General features: G+C 73.1%; 22 protein-coding genes and 2 pseudogenes. 11 read left to right on the top strand and 13 right to left on the bottom strand.

Annotated elements, in window-relative coordinates:
- Position 1: 1 nt before the first annotated feature.
- The 5 genes from BMY89_RS13785 to BMY89_RS13765 form a co-directional block, all read right to left on the bottom strand.
- Positions 2 to 1,252, bottom strand: coding sequence for a phage tail sheath family protein (locus BMY89_RS13785; RefSeq protein WP_092380166.1), 1,251 nt, complete (start codon positions 1,250 to 1,252; stop codon positions 2 to 4).
- A gap of 29 nt (positions 1,253 to 1,281) precedes the next feature.
- Positions 1,282 to 1,971, bottom strand: coding sequence for a carboxypeptidase-like regulatory domain-containing protein (locus BMY89_RS13780; RefSeq protein ID WP_092380164.1), 690 nt, complete (start codon positions 1,969 to 1,971; stop codon positions 1,282 to 1,284).
- Entirely contained in the window at positions 1,968 to 2,576 is a 609-nt protein-coding gene (locus BMY89_RS13775; protein ID WP_092380162.1) for a glycine zipper family protein, read from the bottom strand. The genes BMY89_RS13780 and BMY89_RS13775 overlap by 4 nt, the downstream gene beginning before the upstream one ends.
- 13 nt (positions 2,577 to 2,589) lie before the next feature.
- Positions 2,590 to 2,925 (bottom strand): hypothetical protein, encoded by a 336-nt coding sequence (locus BMY89_RS13770; protein WP_092380160.1) that lies wholly within the window; start codon positions 2,923 to 2,925, stop codon positions 2,590 to 2,592.
- Positions 2,926 to 3,011: 86 nt separating this feature from the next.
- Entirely contained in the window at positions 3,012 to 3,878 is an 867-nt protein-coding gene (locus tag BMY89_RS13765; RefSeq protein ID WP_232521299.1) for an LppM family (lipo)protein, read from the bottom strand.
- A gap of 150 nt (positions 3,879 to 4,028) precedes the next feature.
- Between BMY89_RS13765 and BMY89_RS13760 the strand changes: the two genes are divergently transcribed.
- Positions 4,029 to 4,463 carry an NUDIX hydrolase gene (locus tag BMY89_RS13760; RefSeq protein WP_092380156.1) on the top strand — a complete coding sequence of 145 codons (435 nt, stop codon included), beginning with the start codon at positions 4,029 to 4,031 and terminating at the stop codon, positions 4,461 to 4,463.
- A gap of 62 nt (positions 4,464 to 4,525) precedes the next feature.
- Here BMY89_RS13760 and BMY89_RS13755 read toward each other — a convergent pair whose 3' ends face one another.
- Positions 4,526 to 4,912 carry an FAD-dependent monooxygenase gene (locus BMY89_RS13755; protein ID WP_269766865.1) on the bottom strand — a complete coding sequence of 129 codons (387 nt, stop codon included), beginning with the start codon at positions 4,910 to 4,912 and terminating at the stop codon, positions 4,526 to 4,528.
- On the opposite strand from BMY89_RS13755, the gene BMY89_RS30890 reads away from it, so the two are divergent.
- On the top strand, positions 4,892 to 5,092 hold the full coding sequence (locus BMY89_RS30890; RefSeq protein WP_232521298.1) for a hypothetical protein: 201 nt from the start codon (positions 4,892 to 4,894) through the stop codon (positions 5,090 to 5,092). The genes BMY89_RS13755 and BMY89_RS30890 overlap by 21 nt on opposite strands.
- A 16-nt stretch (positions 5,093 to 5,108) precedes the next feature.
- Here BMY89_RS30890 and BMY89_RS13745 read toward each other — a convergent pair whose 3' ends face one another.
- Complete coding sequence (locus tag BMY89_RS13745) at positions 5,109 to 6,089, bottom strand: LacI family DNA-binding transcriptional regulator (protein ID WP_092380153.1); 981 nt, start codon at positions 6,087 to 6,089, stop codon at positions 5,109 to 5,111.
- A 157-nt stretch (positions 6,090 to 6,246) separates the two neighbouring features.
- On the opposite strand from BMY89_RS13745, the gene BMY89_RS13740 reads away from it, so the two are divergent.
- Entirely contained in the window at positions 6,247 to 7,512 is a 1,266-nt protein-coding gene (locus tag BMY89_RS13740) for an MFS transporter (protein ID WP_372433278.1), read from the top strand.
- On the opposite strand, the gene BMY89_RS13735 is transcribed toward BMY89_RS13740, so the two are convergent.
- A complete protein-coding gene (locus tag BMY89_RS13735) occupies positions 7,492 to 8,142 on the bottom strand; it encodes a hypothetical protein (protein ID WP_092380149.1) in 651 nt (216 codons plus the stop codon). The genes BMY89_RS13740 and BMY89_RS13735 overlap by 21 nt on opposite strands.
- A 99-nt stretch (positions 8,143 to 8,241) precedes the next feature.
- Here BMY89_RS13735 and BMY89_RS13730 point away from each other — a divergent pair, with 99 nt between their 5' ends.
- Entirely contained in the window at positions 8,242 to 8,577 is a 336-nt protein-coding gene (locus BMY89_RS13730; protein ID WP_092380407.1) for a hypothetical protein, read from the top strand.
- A gap of 17 nt (positions 8,578 to 8,594) precedes the next feature.
- Here BMY89_RS13730 and BMY89_RS13725 read toward each other — a convergent pair whose 3' ends face one another.
- Positions 8,595 to 9,302: an MBL fold metallo-hydrolase gene (locus BMY89_RS13725; RefSeq protein ID WP_092380147.1), complete on the bottom strand. Its 708-nt coding sequence runs from the start codon at positions 9,300 to 9,302 to the stop codon at positions 8,595 to 8,597.
- 48 nt (positions 9,303 to 9,350) lie between these two features.
- Entirely contained in the window at positions 9,351 to 10,013 is a 663-nt protein-coding gene (locus BMY89_RS13720) for a class I SAM-dependent methyltransferase (RefSeq protein ID WP_232521324.1), read from the bottom strand.
- A gap of 321 nt (positions 10,014 to 10,334) precedes the next feature.
- Here BMY89_RS13720 and paaI point away from each other — a divergent pair.
- Positions 10,335 to 10,706, top strand: a pseudogene (paaI, locus tag BMY89_RS30885) (hydroxyphenylacetyl-CoA thioesterase PaaI); the annotation flags it as partial.
- Positions 10,707 to 10,844: 138 nt separating this feature from the next.
- A complete protein-coding gene (locus BMY89_RS30880) occupies positions 10,845 to 11,411 on the top strand; it encodes a dienelactone hydrolase family protein (RefSeq protein WP_092380401.1) in 567 nt (188 codons plus the stop codon).
- Between the two features lie 705 nt (positions 11,412 to 12,116).
- Here the strand turns inward: BMY89_RS30880 and BMY89_RS30875 are convergent.
- Positions 12,117 to 13,247, bottom strand: a pseudogene (locus BMY89_RS30875) (AAA family ATPase); the annotation flags it as partial.
- A gap of 198 nt (positions 13,248 to 13,445) precedes the next feature.
- Between BMY89_RS30875 and BMY89_RS13700 the strand changes: the two are divergent.
- The 5 genes from BMY89_RS13700 (at position 13,446) to BMY89_RS13680 (ending at position 21,725) form a co-directional block, all read left to right on the top strand.
- Positions 13,446 to 16,319 (top strand): helix-turn-helix transcriptional regulator, encoded by a 2,874-nt coding sequence (locus BMY89_RS13700; RefSeq protein ID WP_092380145.1) that lies wholly within the window; start codon positions 13,446 to 13,448, stop codon positions 16,317 to 16,319.
- A gap of 104 nt (positions 16,320 to 16,423) precedes the next feature.
- Entirely contained in the window at positions 16,424 to 17,194 is a 771-nt protein-coding gene (locus tag BMY89_RS13695; RefSeq protein WP_092380144.1) for a DUF5995 family protein, read from the top strand.
- A gap of 260 nt (positions 17,195 to 17,454) precedes the next feature.
- Positions 17,455 to 17,850, top strand: coding sequence for a hypothetical protein (locus tag BMY89_RS13690; protein ID WP_092380142.1), 396 nt, complete (start codon positions 17,455 to 17,457; stop codon positions 17,848 to 17,850).
- 64 nt (positions 17,851 to 17,914) lie between these two features.
- Positions 17,915 to 20,005: an APC family permease gene (locus BMY89_RS13685; protein ID WP_092380140.1), complete on the top strand. Its 2,091-nt coding sequence runs from the start codon at positions 17,915 to 17,917 to the stop codon at positions 20,003 to 20,005.
- A gap of 169 nt (positions 20,006 to 20,174) precedes the next feature.
- Positions 20,175 to 21,725 (top strand): hypothetical protein, encoded by a 1,551-nt coding sequence (locus tag BMY89_RS13680; RefSeq protein ID WP_092380139.1) that lies wholly within the window; start codon positions 20,175 to 20,177, stop codon positions 21,723 to 21,725.
- A gap of 72 nt (positions 21,726 to 21,797) precedes the next feature.
- Here BMY89_RS13680 and BMY89_RS13675 read toward each other — a convergent pair whose 3' ends face one another.
- Both BMY89_RS13675 and BMY89_RS13670 read right to left on the bottom strand, forming a co-directional pair.
- Positions 21,798 to 22,004, bottom strand: coding sequence for a hypothetical protein (locus BMY89_RS13675; RefSeq protein WP_092380399.1), 207 nt, complete (start codon positions 22,002 to 22,004; stop codon positions 21,798 to 21,800).
- Positions 22,005 to 22,445: 441 nt separating this feature from the next.
- Positions 22,446 to 23,219 carry a helix-hairpin-helix domain-containing protein gene (locus BMY89_RS13670; RefSeq protein ID WP_092380137.1) on the bottom strand — a complete coding sequence of 258 codons (774 nt, stop codon included), beginning with the start codon at positions 23,217 to 23,219 and terminating at the stop codon, positions 22,446 to 22,448.
- Positions 23,220 to 23,296: the final 77 nt, after the last annotated feature.

Genomic DNA, 23,296 nt, shown 5'->3' with positions numbered 1-23,296 from the left:
GTCAGCCTCCAATCGTCTCGGTCTCGGTGCCGCCGGCCCACTGGCTCAGCTTGAACACCACGAACTCCGCGGGTTTGACCACGGCGATGCCGATGTGGGCGACCACCATCCCGGCGTCGCGTACGTCGGCCGGGTTGGTCTCCTCGTCGCACTTGACGAAGAACGCCTCCTCGGGTGTACGCCCCAGCAGCGCGCCGTCGCGCCACACCCGGGTGAGGAAGGCGCCGACGTCACGGCGGATCGAACGCCACAGCGTGTAGTCGTTCGGCTCGAACACCATCCACCGGGTGCCGTTGGCGATGGCCTGCTCGATGGCGATGGAGAGCCGCCGGACGTTGAGGTAACGCCACTCGCTGGCCTCGGCGGCGAGGGTACGCGCGCCCCAGACCCGTATTCCCTCGCCGGGGAAGTAGCGGATGACGTTGACGCCCTTGGGGTTGAGCACGTCGTGCTCGGCGCGGGTGACCAGGTGGCCCAGGTCGACCGCGCCGCGTACCGGCTCGTTGGCGGGTGCCTTGTGCACTCCCCGCAGGGCGTCCGTGCGGGCCCAGATGCCGGCGAGGTGCCCGCTCGGCGGGGTGAGGACCAGTTCCCCGCTCAACGGGTCACGGACCCGCAGCCAGGGGTAGTACAGGGCGCCGAAGTCGGACTGCCGGGGCCGGTGCGACACCGGGCCGCTGCCGGAGCCCGAGCCCGATCCGCCGCCGGCGGCGGGAGCCGCGTCGGCGTCGGCGTCGCTCGGCTTCGGCGGCCGGCCCGAGCCGGGCGTGGCGACCCGGGTCAGGGTGGAGACGTCGTCGATGTCCGGCGCCGGGTCGCAGATGGCGACCATCGTGCGGGTGCGCTCGGCCATGCTCAGCAGGGCCTCGTGGGAGACCGGGTCGTGGAAGCCGGGCGCGGCCAGGATGGAGATCTCGTCGACCGCTTCGAGCAGGCTCAACCCGCCACGTTGGCGTCCGGTGCCGGAGATCGAACCGCCCTCGCCGACGTTGACCACCCAGCAGCGGGTGCCGCCGTTGTCGAGGAATCCGAAGACGGCCCGGGCCAACGGGGTGCTCTCCAACTGGTCGCCGTCGGCGTACAGCCGCAGGAAGTCGGTCCAGTTGTTCACGGCGAGGGCCTCGCCGAGATGGGCGGTGCGGTCCGGCGCGACGCCGACGAAGGCGGCGGTGCTGGTGCCGACCGGTCCGATCGGCCGGGCACCACTTGGCACCTCCTCGACGTAGATGCCGGGTGAGAAGTAGGTGGGCATCGGTCCTCCCGTACGGGTCGGTCAGCGGATCAGCGGGTCGGTGGCGTGCAGACGATGACGATGTCGGGGTCGGCGGGGTCGACCTCGGCGGTGAGCACCTGTCCCCGACCGGTGAGTCGAAGCCGGACAGGCCCGGGGTGCTCCGGGTCGTGGGGCACGCCGACGACCCGGAAGCGGCCCGCCGGGTCGGTCTGTGTCGCGTACGGCTGGCCGATGACCTCGACGCGCATCGCCGCGAGCGGCTGCTCGGCTGGGCCGACCACGCGACCGTCCAGGGTCAGCATGTCCAGCTGCCGCAGTCGCAGCGGGTGCAGCACCGGTGCGGCCGGCTGGCTCGGGTGGGTCACCTGCACGGGTACGTCGATCAGCAGCGACGGCCGGGGCGGTGCCCCGAAGGCCGCCCACAGCGCCGGATCACCGGCCTCCAGCGCGAGCGTGCGCCCGCTCGCGGCGGTGGCCGCGACGAGGACCCGGTCCAGCGCCGCGAGGGCGTCCGGCCCGCCGGCGGCGAGCAGGTAGCGCACCACGAGCCGGTACGGCTCCGGACCGCCGCTGCCCCGGGTCTGCCGGGCCGGCCGGAGTTCGAGCGGCCACAGGGTCAGCCGGCCCGGATCGGCGTCGGGCCGGGGCGGGCCGACCGGGACGGCGTCACCCGCCGCCCCGGCCAGCCACGCCGCCAGCTCGGCGGTGGCCGCCTCGATCGGACCGTGACCGGTCATCGCGGCGGCGTCCCCTGGATCCGGTACGCGATGGCCTCGTTCCACACGTGCGGGTAGACGCCGATCTCGAAGTATCGGGTGAACCGGTTGATCGGTGCGCCCGCGTGGTCGTGGTACAGCAGCCAGACCGGCGCGATGGTGAACAGCACGTAGTTGGCCACGACCAGCGGAATGTAGAGCGGACCGAGCAGACGGGCCTGGAAGATGTGCACGTCCTCGTGCCGCTGGATGCTTGCGCTGGAGCCGGCGCAGACGGTGCCGAGGGTGGTGGCGTAGCGGGGCGAGACCCCCTCGAGCACGCTGACCCGGCAGCTGTGCCGGGAGGTGGCCCGGTCCAGCGAGTGACCGAAGACCAGGTGCAGCGCGAGGTAGGCCGCGCCGACGATGGTGTTCAGCAGGCTCCAGGTGTGGTCCACGACGAAGAGGAAGACGCCGCGGAAGTCGGCCGCGTAGACCTGGGCCGAGGTGATGGCCCAGCCGAAGACGGCGCCGACGAGCAGGCCGATCCCCGCGCCGACGAGTAGCCCGACGGTGCCGCCGGCGAGCTGGCCGAGCACGGCGCCCGCGGCGACGTGGACGGCGGCGCTGATGATCCCGAAGACCATGACGGTGGTCCTCTCAGGCCCAGGATCGGATGAATCGGGGCTCGTTGCCCTGAGCCAACTGGATCGGCGTCGCCTGCCGGTTGCCGGGCGGCAGCTGGTTGACGCCGAGCGCGGCGGAGAAGATGACCAGCCCGTTGAAGAAGGCGATGATCCACTTTTCGGCGCCCGCGTCCGTGGCGAAGCCCGCGGTGAGGTACGACAGCGCGAGCGCGATGCCCAGCGCGATCCACTTGCGGGCCTTGTCGGCGCTCGGGCCGATCAGTCCGCCGATGACGTTGGTGGTGAGCAGCGTCGCGGCGCTCGCGCCGGTGAGACTGCCCAGGGCCGCCCAGCTGAAGAGATCGTTCATGGCCGATCTCCCTTCGATTTCGCGTGGTGCGAGGTGTGGTGTGGTGAGGTGTCGTCCGCCCCGGGCGGGCGACGCCAGTCGGCTGGTCAGCCGACACCCGGCGGGCCGGGATTCGTGGTGGCCGGCGTGGTGCCGCCGGCCGGCGTTGCGGGCGTCGGCCGGCCGCCTTGGGCTGAGGCGCTGTCCGGGGCCGGGTCGCCCGCCGTGCTGGTGCGCGGCCGGCGCAGCAGGAGTACGACCAGCACCGCGACGAGCAGCAGGGCCACCGTGCCGCCGACGACCAGCAGCCACGGAAACCCACCGCCGGTGTCCGCTCCGGCGGCTGCGGACGGCCGGGGTGGGGCCTCGGCGACGGCCCGCAGTTCGACGGGCTTCTGCTCGTTGGGCTTGACTCGCCAGGTGACCGTCCGGTCGTTCACCTGACCGCCGGTGCTTGCGTCGAGGACGCGGCCCGGGAAGGTCACGGCGATCTCGAACGACATCAGCAACATGAATCGTGCTTGATTTTCCGGATCCTGCTCGGCCACTTTCCCGCCGTACCTCTTTGGATCCAGCGGGAGGGTGAACACGTAGCGATCGCCATCGCGGACGATACTCAGGCTTTCGCTGTCGAATTGGTCGAGCGGCACGTTCCGGTAGTTGATCAGTGAACCGAAGTGCGTGGCATCCTCGTACTTGGTCTCCGGGCCGGCCGGTAGCGCCGGGATGTTCTGCCTCAGCTCGGCGAAGCCGGTCTCGACCGGCCTGTTGTTCGCGGTCAGCACGTTGCGCGCCGCGGTCAGCAGGAGCTGGCCGCTGACCGTGTCGTCGGCGTTGACGGTCAGGCCGGCATTGAACTGCATGCAGCCGGAAAGGGCCGCCACTAGCGCAAGACACACCGCGCCGCGGAGTGCCCTGATGCGCCCGAACCCCGTATTCATGGGCCCAGTGTGTGCTCTTACCGCCGGAGCCATCAGTCAGCGATCAGTCACATGCAAGTCGCCGATCTTACCGGTGGCCAGTCACATTCGGCCGAGGTCGACAACCGCGGAAATCGATATTCTGAAAGGTTGACCAGGATTTCCATCGGGGGCGCGGCAGAGGCGGCGGATAGGCTGCCCGACATGGTGCCGGTTTCCTGCGTGCTGTTGGTCGACCGGCGCGGACGGCTGCTGATGCAGCTACGCGACTCCCACGCCCGTTACCACCCGGACGTGTGGGGACTCCCAGGCGGGCACGGGGAACCGGGGGAGACCCCCGCGCAGACCGCCGTGCGCGAGCTGTACGAGGAGACCGGGCTGCGGGTGGCGACGGACGGGCTGCGGGCGTTCGCCCGCCAGGAGGTGCCCGAACAGGGCCGGGTCAAGCACTACTTCTGCGCCGCGACGCGGGCCGGGCAGCGGGACGTGGTCCTCGGCGAGGGTGCCGCCCTGCTCTTCCTTCCGCCCGCCGAGATCCTCGACGGGCGCCCCTACACACCCGGCACGGTGGAGGTGCTGACCCGATTCCTCGGCTCGCCGGAGCACTCCCGTCTCACCGCGCTGGCCGCGGCCGGCTGAATCGCCCGACCGGGCGCGTGGGCCGTGGCGGGTAGGCGTCTGGACGTCACGGGCGTGCCTGATCAGACCGGCTGCGGCGGGTGCCAGTCGGCGTGGCGGGCCATCGCGCGCAACGCGGTCCGGCTCGGCGTCATCCGCAGTACCGCGTTGCGTATCGCGATCGCCGCCGGGTGGCGCAGTTCCTGGCCGTAGCGGGCGGTGCGGGCCGCCGCCCGGGCCATGGCCTGGCTTCGGGGCCGCCGCAGCCGGTCGTACGCGCGCAGCGCCGCCGGGACGTCGCCCCCGGGACCGGCGAGTGCGCCGAGGGTGACGGCGTCCTCGATCGCCTGGCAGGCGCCCTGTCCGAGGTGGGGGGTCATGGCGTGCGCCGCGTCGCCGAGCAGCGCCACCCGGCCGTGCACATAGCTGGGCAGCGGGGTGGCCAGCTGGTGCAGGTCGTTGCGGAGCACGGCGTCGGGTCCGGTGGCGGCGAGCAGCGCCGGGATCGGGTCGTGCCAGTGGCCGAAGCGCTCACGGACGACCGACTCGTCGGTGCCGGCTCGCTCGGCGCCCCGCCGCCCGGCACCGCCGCGAGCCGCGCCGACCTCGCCGCCGCCGTCCGCGACCTGCTACGCGCCCTCACCGGCTGAGGTGTTCGCCGACGCGTCAAGCGCTCTCGCGAAGGACCAGCGCTGACGGGAAGACGGTCGTCGCCGGTGCCGGACGTCGCTCCAGCACCATGGTCGCGGCCGCGGTGATGATCTGACGTACCGGATGGCTGGCGGTGGTCAGCGCCACCGTCGAGGCCAGTGGGATGTCGTCGAATCCGGTCACCGCGACGTCCTCGGGCACCCGGATGCCGTCGGCGCGCAGCCGGCCGATCACTCCCAGCGCGGTCGCGTCGCTGACCCCGACGATCGCGTCGGTGTCCGGCCAGCGTCGCAGCACCTCCCGGGCGGCGGCGTCCCCCCGGGCCGCGCTGAAGTCTCCGACCACCTCCCGAGCCGGCAGGCCGGCGTCGCCCAGCAGCCCCCGGTACGCCTGCCGCGAGCGGTTGGCGCAGGCCAGCCAGCGCGGGCCGGTCACCATCGCGATCCGTCGACGTCCGGTGGCGTACAGGTGACGGACGATGGCCGCGGTGCCGCCGCCGTTGTCGATGTCCACCGACGGCACCGTGGCCGAGCCGATGCCGATCGACACCGCCCGGCCGTGCAGTCGCCGTGGCACCAGGCCCAGCAGTGCCGCGGTCGTGTTGAGCAGGACCAGGCCAGCCACGCCCCGGTCGTCGGTCAGCTGGGTCAGCCGCTCCGGCGCGTCCAGCGGCAGCCACTGCACCGCGACCCCCAGATCGTGCGGCGCGCAGGCCCGTGCCACCGCGGCCACCGCCTGGTCGACGTAGGGGTCGTCGAGGACGGCCGGGCCGGGGCCCGCCACCGCCACCAGCAGCCGTACCCCGGTGCCGTGCACCAGAGCCCGGGCCGCCGGATTCGGCACGTAGCCGAGCAGGTCAGCCGCTGTCCGTACCCGCTGCCGCGCGGTCACGGAGGCGAAGCCCGTACCCGCGATGACCCGTGACGCCGTGGAGCGGGACACCCCGGCGGCGCGGGCGACGTCGTCCAGGGTTGCCGGCCGGCGTGCCGTCGTCATGATTCTCTCCCCGTCAGCTGGCACTCGCCGGAGTGGCGGGTGCCCATCCGCATCATGCCGCCCCCGGCGATGGACGGTAAGGCCCGAGATGGATTGTGGTGGTAGCGCTCCCAGGTGTGTGATCGTGTCAGTGCCCGAAGAGAGGACCGGAACGTACGTGGATCCCGCCGTCACCGCCCCCACCACCCCGTCGACCAGCCTGGGTCCAGCGCCGGGGGTGCTGGCCGCCCGCAACGGCGTCGCCGTGGTGTTCGCGCTCAACGGGCTGGCTGTGGCCACCTGGTTCTCCCGGGTGCCCGCGATCCGCGACGGCCTGGAGCTCAGCCCCGGCCGCCTCGGTCTGCTCCTGCTCGCCATGTCCGTCGGTGCGATCCTCGCCATGCCCACCGCGGGGCTGGTCACCCAGCGGCTCGGTGCGACCCGCGCGGTGGCGCTGTCCACCCTGCTGGTCGCGCTCGGGCTGACCGTCGCCGGGCTGTCGGCCGGGGTCGCCGGTTCGTTGCCGGGGGTGGCGTTGGGCCTGTTCGCCCTCGGTTACGGCTCCGGCAGTTGCGACGTCGCGATGAACATCGAGGGCGCCGCCGTCGAACGTCGGCTCGGCTGGACCGTGATGCCCCGGTTCCATGCCGCCTGGAGTCTCGGCTCGGTGGCGGGCGCCGGCCTCGGCGCGGGCGCCGCCCGGTTGGGGCTGCCGGTGGGCGCACATCTCGGCGTGCTGGCGGCGGTGGTGCTCGGCGGCACCCTGCTCGGGGCGCGCGCATTCCTGCCCGCCGCGCCGGAGGCCGCCGGCAGCGCCGCCGCGCGCCGGGGCCGGCTGCTGACCGCCTGGCGGGAACCCCGCACCCTGCTCATCGGCCTGCTGGTGCTGGCGGCGGCGTTCGCCGAGGGCAGCGCCAACGACTGGCTCGCGGTGGCCTTCATCGACGGCTACGGCTTCAGCGAGGCGGCCGGCGCGGCGGTCTTCGGTGTCTTCGTGGTCGGCATGACGCTGGGCCGCACCCTCGGCACGGTGGCGCTGGACCGGTGGGGCCGGGGGCCGGTGCTGACCACGACCATCCTGCTCGCCGTCGTCGGTGCCGGCCTGGCGGTGCTCGCCGGCTCCGGCCCGGTCGCGGTGGTCGGCGTCGCGCTGTGGGGCATCGGTGCCTCGCTCGGTTTCCCGGTGGGCATGAGCGCCGCCGCCGACGAGGAGGAACACGCCCACGTACGGGTCAGCGTGGTCGCGGTGATCGGCTACACCGCGTTCCTGGCCGGGCCACCGCTGCTGGGCCTGCTCGGCGACCAGGTGGGCACGCTGCGGGCGCTGCTGGTCGTACCGCTGCTCCTGCTGCCGACTCTGTTCCTGGTCCGTGCGGCTCGTCCGCCCGCCGCCGGCGGCACGGGGGTGCCGGCGCGGGCGGGCTCAGCGAACCCAGACGCGTAGCGGACCGACGGGCCGGAATCCCTGACGCCGGGCCACCGCGAGGTCGGCGCCGTGCTCGTAGCCGACGAGGTGCCGGCCCGCGCCGGCCGCGCACACCCCGGCCCAGACCTGCTCCGCTGACGCGCTGTCGGCGAAGACGTTGCTGACACCCATCACCCGGCCGGCGTCGTGCAGCACCGCACCGCCGGCCCATCCGCCGTGGCCGTCCGGCAGGCCGAGGATCCGCACCCGGGGGTCAGCCAGCAGGGCCGGGCGGAACACCGGCCCGCCGCCGTGGGCCTGCGCCCAGACGGTCAGCTCCCCGACGGTGGCGACCGTGATCAGTGCCGGGCCGCCGTCCGGCTCGGCCGGCGGCCGGTGCAGCCACTGCGCCTCGAACAGTACCCGGAGGCCGTGCCCGGCGAGATCCAGGTCGGCGAAGCTGTCCTTGACCGAGGCTCCCGGTCCGGCGTCGATCCGGCCGAGCAGTTCGGCGCCGACGCCGCGCCGTAGGGTCACCGCGTCGGGATACCACGTCGGGGATCGGCGCGGCACCGACCAGGCGTCGGCGTCGACCGAACCGGGTTGGCCGTGGGTCCGACAGATCAGGTCGCACCAGGCGGCGTTCTCCCGCACCACCAAGTCGATCATCAGGGCAGCGTACCCGTCCAGGCGTCTCGCGTCGGGCTCACAGGGACCTGCCAGGTGATGGTGCTGCACTGGGAGACACGCCGAGGAGAGGAGCCGGGCATGGGCTGGTTCAGCCGGCGGCAGCGAGCCGCGCAGGGCACCCCGACGAAACTCGACCGCGAGGCGACCCCCGCGGACCTCGCCGCGCTGGAGCAGTTCGCCACCAGCCGGCAGGGGGTGGAGTTCTATCTCGAACCGGAGACCACCGCCACCGACACCACGGTGATGGCCATCGCGCACGACGGCGAGTGGATCCGTCGCCGTACCGGCACGCCGCGGGCCGCCGGTGCCATGGCCCGTAAGCACGCCATCCCGCTGTACGAGGCCGCCAAGGTCGGCTACCCGGAACGGATGCGGGCCTGGAACCGGGCCCACCCCGAGCGTCGCGCCCGCTGATCCGGCCCTTCGCCGGCTCAGCCGGCGATCGCCGCGCGTGCCTCGGTGAGGGTCAGCGGTGGGCTGTGACTGGAGACGTACCACTCGATCTCGTCGTGCAGGAGCCGGCCGACCAGCGCCAGGTCCGGCCCGTCGTCGGCGGTCCGCAGGTGTATGGGCGGGGGATACCAGCTGTCGCCGAGCAGCATCACGCCCGAGTCGGGCACCAGCACCACGGCCGAGTCCGGCGCGTGCCGGCCGCCGACGTGGCGTACCCGCACGCCGGTGGGCAGCTCCACCTCGTCGGTGAAGACGCGGGTGGGCGGCAGCACCGTCAGCTCCGCCCAGGAGTCGACGGCGAGTGCCCGGGCCCGGAAGCTCGGTCCGAGCCGCCGGTTGCGCAGCACCTCCTCGCGCAGGTGGCGGACACTCCACGGCCGGGCCGCCTCGGCGCGCAGCAGGTCCGCGCCCGAGGCGTGCCCCACGATCTCCACGTCCGGCCAGGCGCAGGCGCCCCAGACGTGGTCCCAGTGGTGGTGGGTGTAGACCAACCAGCGGGGCGGCGGTAGGCCGGCGGTGCGCAACGCGGCCTGGAGCTCGCGGGCGTGCGACGGGCTCTGCCCGGCGTCGACCAGGATGCTGCCCCGCTCGTCGGCGATCACCGCGACACCGGCCTGCACCAGTTCGGGGTCGGAGTCGCCTGGACAGACCCAGACCCGCCCGGCGAGATGGTGGAACTCGACCACCGCAACACCCTAGCGTCCAGCGCACCCGCCTCAACCCCACGGCCGGGGTCAGCGCAGGGCGACCACCGCGGCGTCCGCGCCGCCGCGCCACAACGTGCCCACCTCGCGGAAGCCGGCTTCGGTGAGGGCGTTCAGGTGCCAGGAGGCCGGGGGATTCCACTCCGGACTGTGGCCCGAGGGGTAGATGACGTGTCGTTGCTCGACCAGCGGGCGCAGGGTCGGATCCTGTGCCGCTTGGTCCCACCACTGTGACCAGGACAGGGTGGCGCCGGCGGCGTACCGCGCGGCTCGGCGTTGTTCGGCGCGGGCGAGCAGGCGCTTGGTCAGCTCCGGCAGGGTGTCCTCGGGCATGTAATCGGCGTTGACCAGCAGGCCGCCGGGCCGGAGCAGGTCGCGGAGTTCGGCGTAGAGGGTGCTCAGCCGGTCGGCGGGCAGCCAGTGCAACGCGGTGGCGGTGAGCACCGCGTCGTAGCCGCGGTGCGGCAGGGTGGTGTGCCAGTCGGGCTGCTTGAGATCCGCGGTGACGATGGTGGCCCGGTCACCGAGCGAGGCGACGGCGAGGGCCAGCAGGGCAGGGTCGAGGTCGACCAGGGTCAGCTCGGCGTCGGGGAACCGGCGCAGCGCGCGCAGTGAGATCGTGCCGGTGCCACCGGCCAGGTCGAGCAGGCGCAGCGGCGCGCTCTCGCGGACTGCGTCGACCGCGTCGAGCATCGCGGTGAACCGGTGCTCCCGATCCGGCAGGTACGCCTCCTGCTGCCGGTCCCAGCTCTCCTGCCAGGCGGCCGCATCGGTTATGTAAGGAGTCATGCCGAACAAGCTAGTTACCGACCGGCCTCCCTGTCCAGCCTTGTTGCCAAAGTCTTGCAATTGCGAGAAGATTGCAGAGCGATGATCGGGCCGGGGGTGGATCGGGACGCCGATCCACCCCCGGCGTTCGCTGCGGCGGTGACATGATGTCCGTCCGAGGGTGCGACGCCCTGTCGAGACTGCCCCGGGAGTCAGGTGGACCCGCAGCGCACCGCCGCGCACGAGATGTTCGACGTCGACGTCGCGTCCAACCGGCTGGGCATCGAGCTGGTCAGCGCCGCCGGTGGTGCCGCGGTGGCCCGGATGAGGATCACCGACAGCATGGTCAACGGTCACCGCATCGCGCACGGCGGCTTCGTGTTCCTGCTGGCTGACACCGCCTTCGCGTTGGCCTGCAACAGTCACGGCCCGGCCACTGTCGCCGCCGGCGCCGACATCACTTTCGTCCGCCCGGCCCGGCAGGGCGACGTACTCGTCGCCCGGGCCACCGAGCGCACCCGGTACGGCCGCAGCGGCATCTACGACGTCACGGTGAGCCGCGAGGGCGGGGAGGTGGTCGCGGAGTTTCGTGGGCAGAGCCGCGTCCTGCGCCCGGCTGCTGCGCCCGAACGCGGCGAACCGGGTTCGGCGGATCGGGGCGGCGCGGCCGCCGGCGACCACGACTGACCCGACCGACCCGCTCGGATCCGCGCGCGCCGGTCCGGTGCTGTCGGCGGCGTCCGGCACGATGTCCCGATGCGACACGTCGTGCTCTTCCATTCCGTCTACGGGCTGCGACCGGCCGTGCTGGCCGCCGCCGACCGGCTGCGCGCCGCCGGGCACCGGGTGCATGTGCCCGACCTTTACGGCCTGCCCGGCGTCGACACCGTCGAGGAGGGGTTCGCGCTGCTGAACCGGATCGGCCAGCAGGACGTTCTCGACCGCGCTCGCGCGGCGCTCGACGGGTTGCCGCCCGAGACCGTGCTCGCCGGGTTCTCGATGGGCGCCGGGGTGGCTGGCGCGCTGCTGGCCGACCGCCCCGACACCGCCGGCCTGCTGCTGTTGCACGGCACCGGCGCTTGCCCGGACACCGTCCGCCGTGGATTGCCGATCCAGCTGCACCTGGCCGATCCCGACGCCTACGACCCACCCGAGGAGGTCGACCAGTGGCAGCGGGAGATGACCGCCGCCGGTGCCGATCTCGCCGTTTACCGCTACCCGGGGGCAGGGCACCTCTTCACCGACCCGACCGTCGCCGACCACGACCCGATCGCCGCCGAGCTGACCTGGGACCGGGTCCTGGCGTTCCTGACTGACCGCTGACCCGGCGTGCCGTGGCCGGCAGCCCGGGTTGCGGCGGGGCCGGCGATCCGCGTCGGCATCCGGCGTCGCGCCCGACGCGCAGGTCCGGATCAGTCGGCCAGGCCGCGCCCCGGTCGCCGAGGTCCCGGCGCCGGCCCGGCGGGTGAGGACGGCCCGCGCGGCCCGGGGCAGCCGGGCAGCGGCGACGTGTCGCACCAGCGGATCCCGGACGTCGTACCCGCCGGGCGGGAGCGGCACGAGCAGCCCCGAACCGGTCAGCGCGGCCAGCTCCGCCGCTGCCCGTGCGGCCGGCCAACCGAGGACCATGGCCAGTTCCTGCACGGTGCAGCCCGGCGGGAGCGCGGCGACGGCCATCAGGGCCGCGCGGCGGTTACCGTCCAGGCGGTCCAGCCGGGCCTCGACGACCCGACGGATGCTCTCCGGCACGGGCAGCTGGGCCGGGTCGCCCCCGTCGAGCGAGTGCACGTACGCCACCGCGTGCCCGGGTACGCCACCGACCAGCGGGATCAGCCGCGCGGCCAGTCCGGCGGGCCGGCCGGCCCGGCGCAGCAACCGGCGCAGCAGCCGACCGGTGGTCATCGGGTCCAGTGGACTCAGCGGCACCCGCACGGCCGCCCGGGTGGGACCGCCGGTGTCCTGGGTGCCGGTCGCGACCAGCACCAGCGGCAGCCCGCTCACGTCGGCCAGGTCGACCAGGGTGTCCAGGTGGCGGCGGAGCGCCGGTGCCGCGCGGTCGAGGTCGTCCACGGCCAGCACCACCGGCTGCCGCCGCGCCAGGCTCAGCAGCACCGCCTGCCAGTGCGTCATCGCGCGGGCACCCGCCGCCGCGCCGGCCGCGCCGGACAGGTCATCCACGGTGTCCAGCGCCGGTGCCAGCAGATCGGCTGGCACCAGAGCGTCCAGATCGGCGGCCAACCGGCGGCGTACCAGGTCGGGGTCGTCGGTGACCCGGGCACCGACGAGCCCACGAACCAGGTCCGCGGCGGGCTCCAGCGGCCCGTCCGGGCAGGGCGGGCAGGCGGCCCGGCACCACCGCACCGGCACGGCGTCCACGGTGGGCGTGGTCCGGGCCAGTTCCCGCAGCAGCCGGCTGCGTCCGCTGCCCGCCGGACCGACGATCAGCAGGCGCCGTACGCCGCGGTCGCGTATCGCCTCGGCGAGCCGTTCCCGGGCGACGGCCAGATCGCGCCGCCGCCCGAGCAGCGGTCCGTCGTGCTGCGGTGGTCGGGGCCGCAGGGTGCCGGTGGCGTGCCAGACCTCGACGGGCAACGTCTTGCCGGTCACCGTCACCGCTGGCGCCCGGCGCTGCGCGATCAGCCCGGCGACGGCCCGCCGGGTGGTGCCGCAGACCGCGACGCCGCCGGGCGGGGCGTACTCCTGCAGCCGGGCGGCGAGCGTGATGACCGCGCCGCTGGCCATGCCGTGCCCGCCTTGCTGGCTGACCGGTAGGTCGACCAGGGCCTCGCCGGTGGCTACCCCGACGCGGACCCGCAGGTCCGGTGCGCAGGGCAGTGGACGCCGATCCAGCGCGTCCTGGATCTCCAACCCGGCCCGCACCGCCTTGTACGCCTCCCACCCGTCGCCGCAGCGCGCGCCGAACAGGGCCATCACGGCATCGCCGACGTACTTCTCCACCACGCCGTCCCACCGTCGCAGCACCTGGGCGACCGCTTCGAAGTAGGCCCGTTGCAGGGCGCGGACGTCCTCGGGGTCTAGCCGGTCGACCAGCCGGGTCGACCCGACGATGTCGACGAAGAGGACGGTGACGGTCCGCCTCTCCTCCGCCACGGGCCAGACCGGCCGCCTGACGGGGTCGGGAGCTGCGACAACAGACATGGGCATGGAGATCCCACCCGCCTCACCCCCCGTGCGTGCTGACTGTGTCCGGAGCGTTTCACCCCTGGTCTGACGGCGGATCGGCAGAACGACGTATGTCGGCCGAACGCAACCTTTGGTCGCAATGTCGACGCGATGAGTAGGAGAGGCGTGCGGTGGCGGTAGAGGGGGAACGTTGCCTGTGACTAGGCTGCGGGCATGGCCAGCGATGTGGACACCACACCGCTCGTCGGTCGGGCCGACCTGGTGGCGACGGTGCGCGCCGCGCTGCTCGACGACGTGGCGCCCGGACACACGGCGGCGGTGTTCCTGACCGGCGAGAGCGGCGTGGGCAAGACCCGGTTGCTGCGCGAGGTCGGTGAGCGGCTCAGCGACGGCGGCGCCCTGGTGCTCAACGGCTCCTGTCTGGACATCGGCGATGCCTCACCGTTGCACCCGCTGCGGCAGGCGCTGCGTCGCCTCGACGCCGGTCTCGCCCCGACGGCTGCGGCGTCGGTCCGCGCCCTGCTCGCCGTGTTCGCCGAGGAGGGGGCCGGTCCGGACGGCGCGGGGGCGTTGCTGGAGCGGGTCTCCCGTGGGCTGAGTGTGATCGCCGGCGGTCGCCCGCTCGTGCTCGTCCTCGACGATCTGCAGTGGGTCGACCGGACGACCCGCCAGTTGCTGCTCTACCTGCTGGCCGGCCTGGGTGACCTCCAGCTGTCAGTGCTGGCGGCGGTGCGGTCGGAGTCCCTGCAGGGGGCGCATCCGTTGCGCCGGGTGCTCACCGAGCTGCGCCGGCTGCGCTCGGTGCGCGTGCTCGACCTCGCGCCGCTGGACCGGGCGGGCACCGAGGAGCTCGCCGCGGCGGTGATGCGCCATCCGCTCGCCACTGAGGCGGCCGAGCAGTTGTGGCGGCGCAGCGGCGGCAACCCCTTCGTCATCGAGGAGCTCTCCCGGGATCTGCGTGACGGGCGTGACGGGCTCTCCGACACCCTGCGCGAGGTCTTCCTGGCCCGGGTGGACGCCCTGCCCCAGCCGGCCCACCGGGCTGTGCACGCGGTCGCTGCCGGGGTGGAACCGGTCGAGCACTGGCTGCTCGCCCGGGTGGTCGAACTGCCCGAACAGGAGCTGCTCGAGGCGGTCCGGGCGGCGGTCTCGCACCGGCTGCTGGTCGGTACGAACGACGGCTACCGGCTGCGCCACCGGCTCGTCGCCGAGGTGCTGGAGGACGAGCTGCTCCCCGCCGAGCGGGCGGTGCTGCACCGCCGCTACGCCGAGGCGCTGACCTCGGCGCCCGCGGAGCTGCACCAGGCCCGGCTGGCTCACCACTGGGGGCTGGCCGGACAACCGGAGCGGGCGTTGCCGGCGGCGGTGGCCGCCGCCGAGGAGGCGGAGCGGCTGTACGGCTACGTCGAGGCGCACCGGCACTGGTCGGTGGCGGTGGAGCTGGCCGAGGGGCTGCCCGGGGCCGACCGGACCGCACTGCTGGGGCACGCGGCTGAGGCCGCCCACCACTGTGGTGAGTACGCCCGGGCGCTGGCGCTGCTGGAGGAGCTGGCTGGCGCCGACACCGACATCCCGGCGTGCGAGTTGCACATCCGGCGGGCCCGTTACCTGGCCGCCGCCGGCCGGTCGGCGTTGGCCGAGGTGGAGTACCAGCAGGCGCTCGACGTCGTCGACTGCACCCCCGGGCAGCGGGCCACCGCCGCTGCCCGGCTGGCGGAGCTGCTGCTGCAGCTCGGCCGGTACGCCGACGCCGGCCAGCGGGCGCGGGAAGCGCTGGCGCTGGCCGAGCAGGTGGACGGCGCCACCACGGAGGTGGTCCTGGCCAGCGCGGCGCTGGGCTTCTCCGAGGCGTACCGGCAGGATCCGGACGCGGGCCTGGCCGTGTTGCGTCGTGCGCTGGCCACCGCCGAACGTGCCGGCCGCCCGGAGGACGTGGCCCTGGCCTATCTGCACCTGGCCGAGCTGCTCACCGGGCCGCTGAACATCCTCGAGGAGGGTGTGGTGGTGGCCCGCCGGGGCGCCGAGCGGGTGGCCGAGCTGGGACTGGGCCGCTCCTACGAGACCCGGCTACTGGCCATCGCCACCAACGGCCTGTTCCGGGTGGGGCAGTGGGCCGAGGCGGAGAAGGTCGTCGCGGCGGCACTGCGGCACCGTCCGTCCGGCGCCGACGCGGTCGAGCTGCTGCTGGCCCGCTGTCGGCTCTCGGTCGGCTACGGCGACATCGAGGCGGCCGACCGGGACCTCGACGCGGTGGCGACGATCCTGGCCGGCGGTGGGGCCCGGCACGTCATCCCGCTGCTCACCCTGCGCGCCGGGCTGGCCATGTGGCGGGGGCAGCACGACGTCGCCCGGCACGCCGTGCAGCGGGGGCTGACCGAGACCCGCTCCGACGACCTGGTCATTCTCGCCGTGCTGGTCTGGCACGGTCTGCGCGCCGAGGCCGAAGCGCATGCCAGCCGCACCGTCGCGGTCGACGAGAGCGCTGTGCGCCGGCTGCGCGAGATCGCCGACCGGGTCGCCGGCCGGAGCGAGCGAGCGGCTCGGCCGGTGCGCTATGTGGTCGACGGGTACCTGGCCCTCTGTGCGGCCGAGGTGAGCCGTCTCGACCGGGCGGACCCGGAGCTGTGGGCGCGGGCGGCCGCGGAGTGGGATCACCGCAATCATCCGTACCCGGCGGCGTACTCCCGGCTGCGTCAGGCCGAGGCGTTGCTGGCCAGCCGCCGGAGGACCGCGACCGCCGGCAAGCTGCTCCGCCAGGCGCACCAGATGGCGCAGGGGCTCGGCGCGGTGCCGTTGGCCGACGAGATCCGCGCGCTCGCCGGCCGGGCGCGGGTCGCACTGGAGGAACGCGCCCCGGTGGGGTCGGCGACGTCGGCGGGGCCGGGCGGTGAGGAGATCTCCGCGCTGACCACCCGGGAGCGCGAGGTGCTGGCCGCGGTGGCCGAGGGGCTGACCAACAAGGAGATCGGCCAGCGGCTGTTCATCAGCGAGCGGACGATCGGTGTCCACGTCTCGCACATCTTCGACAAGCTGCAGGTGCGTACCCGGGTGCAGGCCAGCGCCATCTTCCTACGTAGTCGCGGTTAGGTCCCGGATACGTAGTTCTACTGATGTCCGCCGGCGTCCCGCCTGAAAGGCTGGCTGCGGCGTCGGCACGGAACGACGGCGTCGGCGAGCAGCGTGGAGGCGGCATGAGCGAACTGGTCTGGGGGCCTGTGCACCGGGACATCGTCGACCTGCTCGCCGATCACCCGACCGACGTGCCCGCCGTAGTCGATCATCTGACCAAGCTGCAGGACATGCTGGTCCGCCTGCCTCCGCTGCTGGACAGTTGCCCACTGGCCGACTTCAACAAGCTGTATCTCACCATCACCACCAGCGTGCTGGACGGGCTCTATGCCGACCGGTTCGTCGATCCGGTCTTCCTGTCCCGGCTGGATGTGGAGTTCGCGGCCCGCTATTTCGACGCGTTGCGGATGTGGAGCGATTCCAGCCCCAGCCTGCCGAGGGCCTGGGCGTGCCTGTTCGAGCGGATGCGGGGCCCGGATGCCCGCCCGCTGCCCTCCGCGGCGGCCGGCGTCAACGCGCACATCAACTTCGACCTACCGTTCGCGTTGGTCACCACGTTCGACCACCTCGAGTCCGAGCCGGTCGACGGCAGCGACCAGCACCGTGACTACCTGGAGATCAACAAGATCTTCGCCGACAAGATCCCCGGGCTGCGCCGGGGCTATCTCGAGCAGTGGCAACTGCTCATCGACATGCTCAACGGTGACATCGACGACTGGTACCAGGGTGAACTGATCGGTTACACCCGCGATGTCGCATGGCGTAACGCGCAGCGAATCTGGCGGTGCCGGCACGACCCGCACCGACACGAGGGCGAGCGCAGGCGGCTCGACGACACGGCCGCCGCACTCGGTCGGTTGCTGCTGTCGCCCCTTGGGGCGTTCCTGCAGTAGCCGGGACGGGGGGTCCCCGCGCTCCGCCACGGGGGCGGAGCGCGGGGACATCCGCACCGTCCGGGCGAGATCGCCCGGACGAGAGCACGGGGGGAACAGTGGGCCGGCCGGCCCGGGGGGTGTCGGCCGGCCCTCGCTGGGTACGCCGCCGGCATGACCGTAGTGCCCCGGCGCCGCCCCGCCAGCCGGCCTCGACCGCGGCCCGCCACCCCGTACCGTCCCGCGCGGCCGGGAGATCGTCCCGGCCGGGGAGGCCGGGGATGACCGCGCAACTCTTCGGCTTCCGGTTCGACCCGCCGTTCCGCCCCGCGCTGGCCCTGCTCGGCGTCCGGCCCTCGACGGCCTGGGTACGCGTCGACGCCGACGACCTGGCGGTCGGGTTCGGGCCGTGGCGTCTGCGCACCTGGCGAGAGAACGTCGCCGGCGTGGAGCCCGGCGGTCCGTACCGCTGGTGGCGGGTGATCGGTCCGCACCTCTCCGGTGCCGACCGCGGGGTCACCTTCGGCAGCACCACGGCTGCGGGTCTCTGCATCCGTTTCGTGCGACCGGTGCCCGCCCTGCTGCCCGGTGGCTGGCTGCGGCATCCCGGGATGACGGTCACCGTGGTCGACCCCGCTGCCCTGGCCCGGGCGTTGACGGCACCGGGCGGTGGCTGAGCACGAGGCGGGGTGGCCACGGCCACCAGCGACGGGTCTGTGCGGCAGCGGCGAGGGCGGGGACATGGGGGACGGGACCAGAGCGCGGCGAGGTCGGGAACGGCGTCGTCCGGCGTCCGGGGCGCCCGAGCCCGCGCTGCGAGCGGCGCGGGATCCGACCCGCAAGGGGGAGCGGGCGGGTCGAGCGGTCACCGTGCCCGAACAGGTGGCGGTCCCGACGGGTCCGGTGCGGCCGGAGAGTCGGCTGCGTCGGTGGCTGTTGGTCCACCGGGTGCAGCCGGTCGGCCCGGAGACCGCCGAGGGGCAGGCCCGCTCGCACTCCTGGTGGCGGGTGATGTGCCTGACCGGCGTCGACTACTTCTCCACCCTGTCCTATCTGCCGGGCATCGCGGCACTGGCGGCGGGGGCGCTGTCCCCGGTGGCGACGTTGCTGATCGTGGCGTTGACCCTGTTCGGGATGCTGCCGATGTACCGCCGGGTGGCCGGGGACAGCCCGCACGGCCAGGGTTCGGTGGCGATGCTGGAGCGGTTGTTGCCGTTCTGGCGCGGGAAGATATTCGTGCTGGTCCTGCTCGGTTTCGTCGCCACCTCCTGGATCGTCACGATCACCCTCTCCTCGGCTGACGCGACGGTGCACATGTTGCAGAACCCGTACCTGCCGGAGGCGTTCGGCGGGACCACCGTCGCGGTCGCCGTCACCGTGGTGCTGCTGCTCATCCTCGGTGGGGTGTTCCTGCTCGGCTTCCGCGAGGCGGTGGCGGTGGCCGTCCCGCTCGTCGCGGTGTTCCTGGCGCTGAACGCGGTGATCGTCGGGGTGTCACTGGTCGAACTCGCCGATGATCCGCGCCCGCTGACCGACTGGACGGCGGCGCTGACGGCGGGCGGTGGGCCGGGTCAGGTGGCACTGACCGCGGCGCTGGCGTTTCCGCTGCTGGTGCTGGGCCTGTCCGGCTTCGAGACCGGGGTGAGCATGATGCCGCTGGTCGCCGGGGAAGGGCCGGACGCGCAGGCCCGGTTGGCCGCGCGGATCCGCAATACCCGGCGGTTGCTCACCCTCGCCGCGTTGATCATGTCTGTCTACCTGCTCTCGACCACCTTCGTCACCACGGTGCTCATCCCACCTGAGGAGTTCGCTCCCGGGGGTGCGGCCAATGGGCGGGCGCTTGCCTATCTCGCCCACGAGCGCGTCGGGGAGGCGTTCGGTACCGGCTACGACGTGAGCAGCGTCCTCATCCTCTGGTTCGCCGGTGCGTCGGCGATGGCCGGGCTGATCAACATCGTGCCCCGGTACCTGCCGTCCTACGGCATGGCGCCGGAGTGGGCGCGGGCGGTTCGACCCGTGGTGATCGTCTACACGCTGGTCTGCATCGTGCTGACCGTCGTGTTCCGCGCAGACGTCGACGCGCAGGCGGGGGCGTACGCCACCGGGATCCTGGCGATGATGGTCTCCGCCGCGGTGGCGGTGGCGATCGCCGCAGCCGGCCGCCGGCAGCGTGGCGTCGCCGTCGGTTTCACCGTGCTCACCCTGGTCCTGCTGTACGCGCTGGTGGAGAACGTGATCGCCAAACCGGACGGGATCGCCATCTCCGGGCTGTTCATCCTCGGCATCATCGCCGTCTCGCTGGTGTCCCGGGTCAGCCGTACCACCGAACTGCGGGCGGAGCGGGTCGAGTTCGACGAGGCGGCACGGCGGTTCATCGCCGACTCGGTGGCTCATGACGGCCGGCTGCACGTGATCGCCAACAAGCGGCACAGCGGGGCGGTCAAGGAGTACACCATCAAGGAGCGGGCCCAGCGTGGCTTGAATCCGGTGCCGGGAGCGACCGACGTGCTCTTCCTGGAGATCGATGTGGTCGACCCGTCCGGGTTCCGCCATGTGCTGCGGGTGCGTGGTGTCGATGTGGGCGGCTACCGGGTGCTGCGGGCCAGCAGTCCGGCGGCCCCCAACGCGATCGCCGCGATCCTGCTGGCGTTGCGGGACGCGACGGGGGTACGCCCGCACGCGCACTTCGAGTGGTCGGAGGGGAACCCGATCGCGCACCTGTTGCGCTATCTGATCCTGGGCCGGGGGGACACTCCGCCGGTGGTCCGGGAGATCCTGCGGAAGTCCGAGCCCGACCCGAGTCGCCGGCCCGGTATCCACGTCGGCGGGTAGTGCCCGACCTCTTTCTCGGTACATGAAGGCGAATGGCTTACTTATTCATGTATGCCTGATTTGTTCCTTCCGTCACCGTACGGTGGCCTCTGGTGGCTGAGGCGACGTCAGCCACTCCGCGCCCGTTTCGGTGCGGCCGTGTTTCGCATGCACGAGAGGCAGGAACCTGATGTCCACGTACCGAGGGAGCCCCGGGTCGACGCGACCCGGACGGCGATCCCGCTGGTTGCTGACCGGTGGTCTGGTGGCGGGCAGCCTGGTGGCCGGAGCGGTGGGCCTGAGCGCCGTCACCGCCTCGGCTGCCGACCGTGATCCGGCGGCGCCGAGCCCGGCCTGGCCCGCCACGATGTTGCAGGACGACGTGCCCGGTGTCGACGAGGCGCCGGACGACCGGAAGCCGGACCGGCAGCGTCCCGAGTGGCGGCACGACGGCGACGGCGCCGTCGACCGGCCCGCCGGACGCAACGGTCGCCCGCCGCAGCACCAGGTGCTGCCGGTGCCCTGTGACTCCGCGCAGCTCATTGCCGCGCTGGTTCGGGCCAATGCCGAGGGCGGTGCCACGCTGCGGCTGGCGGAGAACTGCACCTACCCGCTGACCCACGCCTTCCAGCAGGCCGACGAGTACGACGGCGGGATCCGCGACGCGCGGGAGGCCGCCGACGCCGCCGAGAACCCCGGCGACGCCGAGGCGCCGCCGCGCAACCCGGCCGACGACAAGGCCGGCCTCCCGGTGATCTACCACGGCATCACCATCGAGGGCTCCGGCGCGACCATCGTGCGTGGTGTGCACGCCGACGAGTTCCGCTTCTTCACCGTCCGTGACGGTGGGGAGCTGACCCTGAAGGACGTCACCCTGCGCAACGGCCGGTCGGCGGCGGAAGGCGGCAGCATCCACATCGTGCACGGTGCCTCGGCGGTCGTCGAGGGCGTCACCGTGCTCGGCAGCACCTCGCGGTCGACGGAGGGCGGCGGTGGCGCCATCTTCAACGACGGCAACCTGTTGATCAACGACAGCAAGCTGATCGGCAACCGGGCCGTCGGCGCCCAGGGCAAGGGCGGGGGCTTGCTCAACGGGGGCGTGATGACCATGCACCGTACCGAGTTCCGGCACAACAGCGCGGTCAGCTACGGCGGTGGCCTCGCCAACTTCCGGGCCGCGGGGGAGGTCCACTCCTCGACCTTCGTGCAGAACAACGCCGCCCAGGGCGGGGGAGTGGCCAGCTTCTCGGCCCGCACCAAGGTCTTCGACAGTCTCGTGGCGCACAACAGTGCCGAGGTCGGCGGTGGCCTGGCAAACTCCGACGCGGTGCTCATCGCGCGGCAGTTGACCGTCCGGGACAACGCCGCCAGCGTCTCCGGCGGCGGCATCTCCACCTTCCAGGGGCTGTTGCCGCTGGACGACAGCGTGATCAGCGGTAACACCACGCGGGGCAACGGTGGCGGCATCCACAGCGAGAAATCGAACCTGCTCGTGCGTGGCAGCGATGTCGAGGGCAACGACGCGGTCGGCAAGCGCTCCCAGGGGGCCGGACTGTTCGTGACGGCCGGCTCCACCTCGCTCTACCGGAGCCGGGTGATCGGGAACCAGTCCACCGTGAAGGCCGGTGGAATCCAGGCCGAGCGGGCCCAGGTCAAGATCGACGATGAGAGCGTCGTCATCGAGAACAACCCCACCAACTGCGAGGGAAGCAAGGTGCCGGTGGCGCACTGCTTCCGCTGAGGCGACCGACGGGTACGTCCGGCCCCGCCTCCTCCGCTCAGGAGGAAGGCGGGGCCGGACGGCTCTGAAACGTCACTGGGAGGGCTGGGGCAGTTCGCAGTCGACCTTCGGGTTGGCGCCCACGTAGTTCAGCGGCCCGGCGGCGATGGTCACCAGGATGGTGCCGATCTCGGCACAGTTGGTCTCCTCGTCGCTGTAGTAGCCGCGCTGTCCGGCGGCGATGGCGCCGATGACGAGCCAGATCACGACGAGGACTCCGAATATCGACGTGCCACGCATGGCTTCCTCCACAGGTACGGGTTGAGTTGCAAGGTGTCAGGCCTTGTACCCAACCGGGCCGAGCGGCTAACGGAGGCCGGCATGCGGCCGCCCATCGTGGGACCGGACAGCGGCGAACCCCGGATGCCTACTTGACCTCCTGCGGCTCCTGTCGAGCTGATCCGGTTGTGCCATCGCCCGGGGTGGCGCACCCCGGCGACCGCCGGCCGTGATCCGTCTACGCCGTCAGCTCGACAGGGCTGACAGCCAGCCACGCGGCAACGCGGCGTGCGCGAGGCAGCCCACCGCGATGCCGCACGCACCGGCCACGGCGAGGGTGCCTCGGGCGGCCGGCGGAGGCTGCGCCGGAAATCGGCCAGGGCCACTGCGGTGCGCACCAAAATGGCGGTGGGCTGCTGCCGCGAGTGCTCGACCGAGCACCCGCGACAGCGGCCGAGATCGTCAGGCGTTGTCGTCGGCCTGGGCGGCCAACACCTTCGCCTGCTGGGGCCAGGTGACGAGGCTGGCGGTGGCGCGCAGCCCGGCGCTCTTGACGGTGTCCCGCAGCGCGGCCTCGTCAAGCTCCGCCAGCTGCCGGTAGGTGCGGATGCCCGCGCCGTGCAGTGCGGCGGCCATCTTCGGCCCGACGCCCTGGATGCGCCGGAAGTCGTCCGCGCCACCCTCCGCGGCCACCGCAGCGGCGACCGGCTCCGGGGCGGTCACCGGCTCCGGGGTGGTCACCGGTTCCGGGGTGGCGACCGGTTCCGGGGTGGCGATCGGCTCCGCAGCGGCGACCGGCTCCGGGTCGCCGGCCGGTTCCGCGACGACCAGGGCGGGTTCGGTCGCCGTGGTGGGCTCGGTGGCGGCGCTGGGTCGTACCGGCGGGGTGGCGACCGCCGGACGCGGCGTCGTGGTCGCGTCCTCGACCGGTCCGTCGAGGACGGACGCGGGCGCGGCGTCGGCGGGTGCGTCGGCAGTCTCGGTCCCGGTGGCGTCTGTCCCGGCGGTTTCGACGCTCGCCGGCGTGGGCTCGGTGGTCGGTGGCTGCGCCTCGGTGGCCGGCTGCTCGGTTCCAGTGGTGGCCGCCGGGGCCGCTTCGGTGGTCGCCTCGCTCGCCGTCCCGGTCGTCGACGCCGGGGGTTCGTCCCGCCGGCCGCGCAGCAGCACCCAGCCCACCGCCAGGCCCGCCAGTAGAGCCACGAGCAGTATCAGCCAGTTCCCGAAGGAGTCGCCCACGGTAAACCTCCCTGGATTTCACATCTGAATCGTCGCGAGAAAAACTCGCCGCAGCTTCGCACACGCGCGGCCGGGGC

This window comes from Micromonospora phaseoli (assembly GCF_900109115.1).
Lineage (GTDB): Bacteria > Actinomycetota > Actinomycetes > Mycobacteriales > Micromonosporaceae > Micromonospora > Micromonospora phaseoli.
The sequence above is the reverse complement of the archived record's forward strand: the minus strand, read 5'-3'. Positions and strand labels throughout refer to the sequence as shown.

Excerpts from the sequence above, each read along its gene's own strand:
- BMY89_RS13695 (WP_092380144.1), top strand. The coding sequence starts at position 16,424 with ATGAGCGAACTGGTCTGGGGGCCTGTGCACCGGGACATCGTCGACCTG.
- BMY89_RS13770 (WP_092380160.1), bottom strand. The coding sequence starts at position 2,925 with ATGAACGATCTCTTCAGCTGGGCGGCCCTGGGCAGTCTCACCGGCGCG.
- BMY89_RS13765 (WP_232521299.1), bottom strand. The coding sequence starts at position 3,878 with ATGGCTCCGGCGGTAAGAGCACACACTGGGCCCATGAATACGGGGTTC.
- BMY89_RS13690 (WP_092380142.1), top strand. The coding sequence starts at position 17,455 with ATGACCGCGCAACTCTTCGGCTTCCGGTTCGACCCGCCGTTCCGCCCC.
- BMY89_RS13680 (WP_092380139.1), top strand. The coding sequence starts at position 20,175 with ATGTCCACGTACCGAGGGAGCCCCGGGTCGACGCGACCCGGACGGCGA.
- BMY89_RS13700 (WP_092380145.1), top strand. The coding sequence starts at position 13,446 with ATGGCCAGCGATGTGGACACCACACCGCTCGTCGGTCGGGCCGACCTG.
- BMY89_RS30880 (WP_092380401.1), top strand. The coding sequence starts at position 10,845 with ATGCGACACGTCGTGCTCTTCCATTCCGTCTACGGGCTGCGACCGGCC.
- BMY89_RS13720 (WP_232521324.1), bottom strand. The coding sequence starts at position 10,013 with ATGCTCGACGCGGTCGACGCAGTCCGCGAGAGCGCGCCGCTGCGCCTG.
- BMY89_RS13685 (WP_092380140.1), top strand. The coding sequence starts at position 17,915 with ATGGGGGACGGGACCAGAGCGCGGCGAGGTCGGGAACGGCGTCGTCCG.
- BMY89_RS13745 (WP_092380153.1), bottom strand. The coding sequence starts at position 6,089 with ATGACGACGGCACGCCGGCCGGCAACCCTGGACGACGTCGCCCGCGCC.
- BMY89_RS13780 (WP_092380164.1), bottom strand. The coding sequence starts at position 1,971 with ATGACCGGTCACGGTCCGATCGAGGCGGCCACCGCCGAGCTGGCGGCG.
- BMY89_RS13730 (WP_092380407.1), top strand. The coding sequence starts at position 8,242 with ATGGGCTGGTTCAGCCGGCGGCAGCGAGCCGCGCAGGGCACCCCGACG.
- BMY89_RS13675 (WP_092380399.1), bottom strand. The coding sequence starts at position 22,004 with ATGCGTGGCACGTCGATATTCGGAGTCCTCGTCGTGATCTGGCTCGTC.
- BMY89_RS13735 (WP_092380149.1), bottom strand. The coding sequence starts at position 8,142 with ATGATCGACTTGGTGGTGCGGGAGAACGCCGCCTGGTGCGACCTGATC.
- BMY89_RS13760 (WP_092380156.1), top strand. The coding sequence starts at position 4,029 with ATGGTGCCGGTTTCCTGCGTGCTGTTGGTCGACCGGCGCGGACGGCTG.
- BMY89_RS13775 (WP_092380162.1), bottom strand. The coding sequence starts at position 2,576 with ATGGTCTTCGGGATCATCAGCGCCGCCGTCCACGTCGCCGCGGGCGCC.
- BMY89_RS13785 (WP_092380166.1), bottom strand. The coding sequence starts at position 1,252 with ATGCCCACCTACTTCTCACCCGGCATCTACGTCGAGGAGGTGCCAAGT.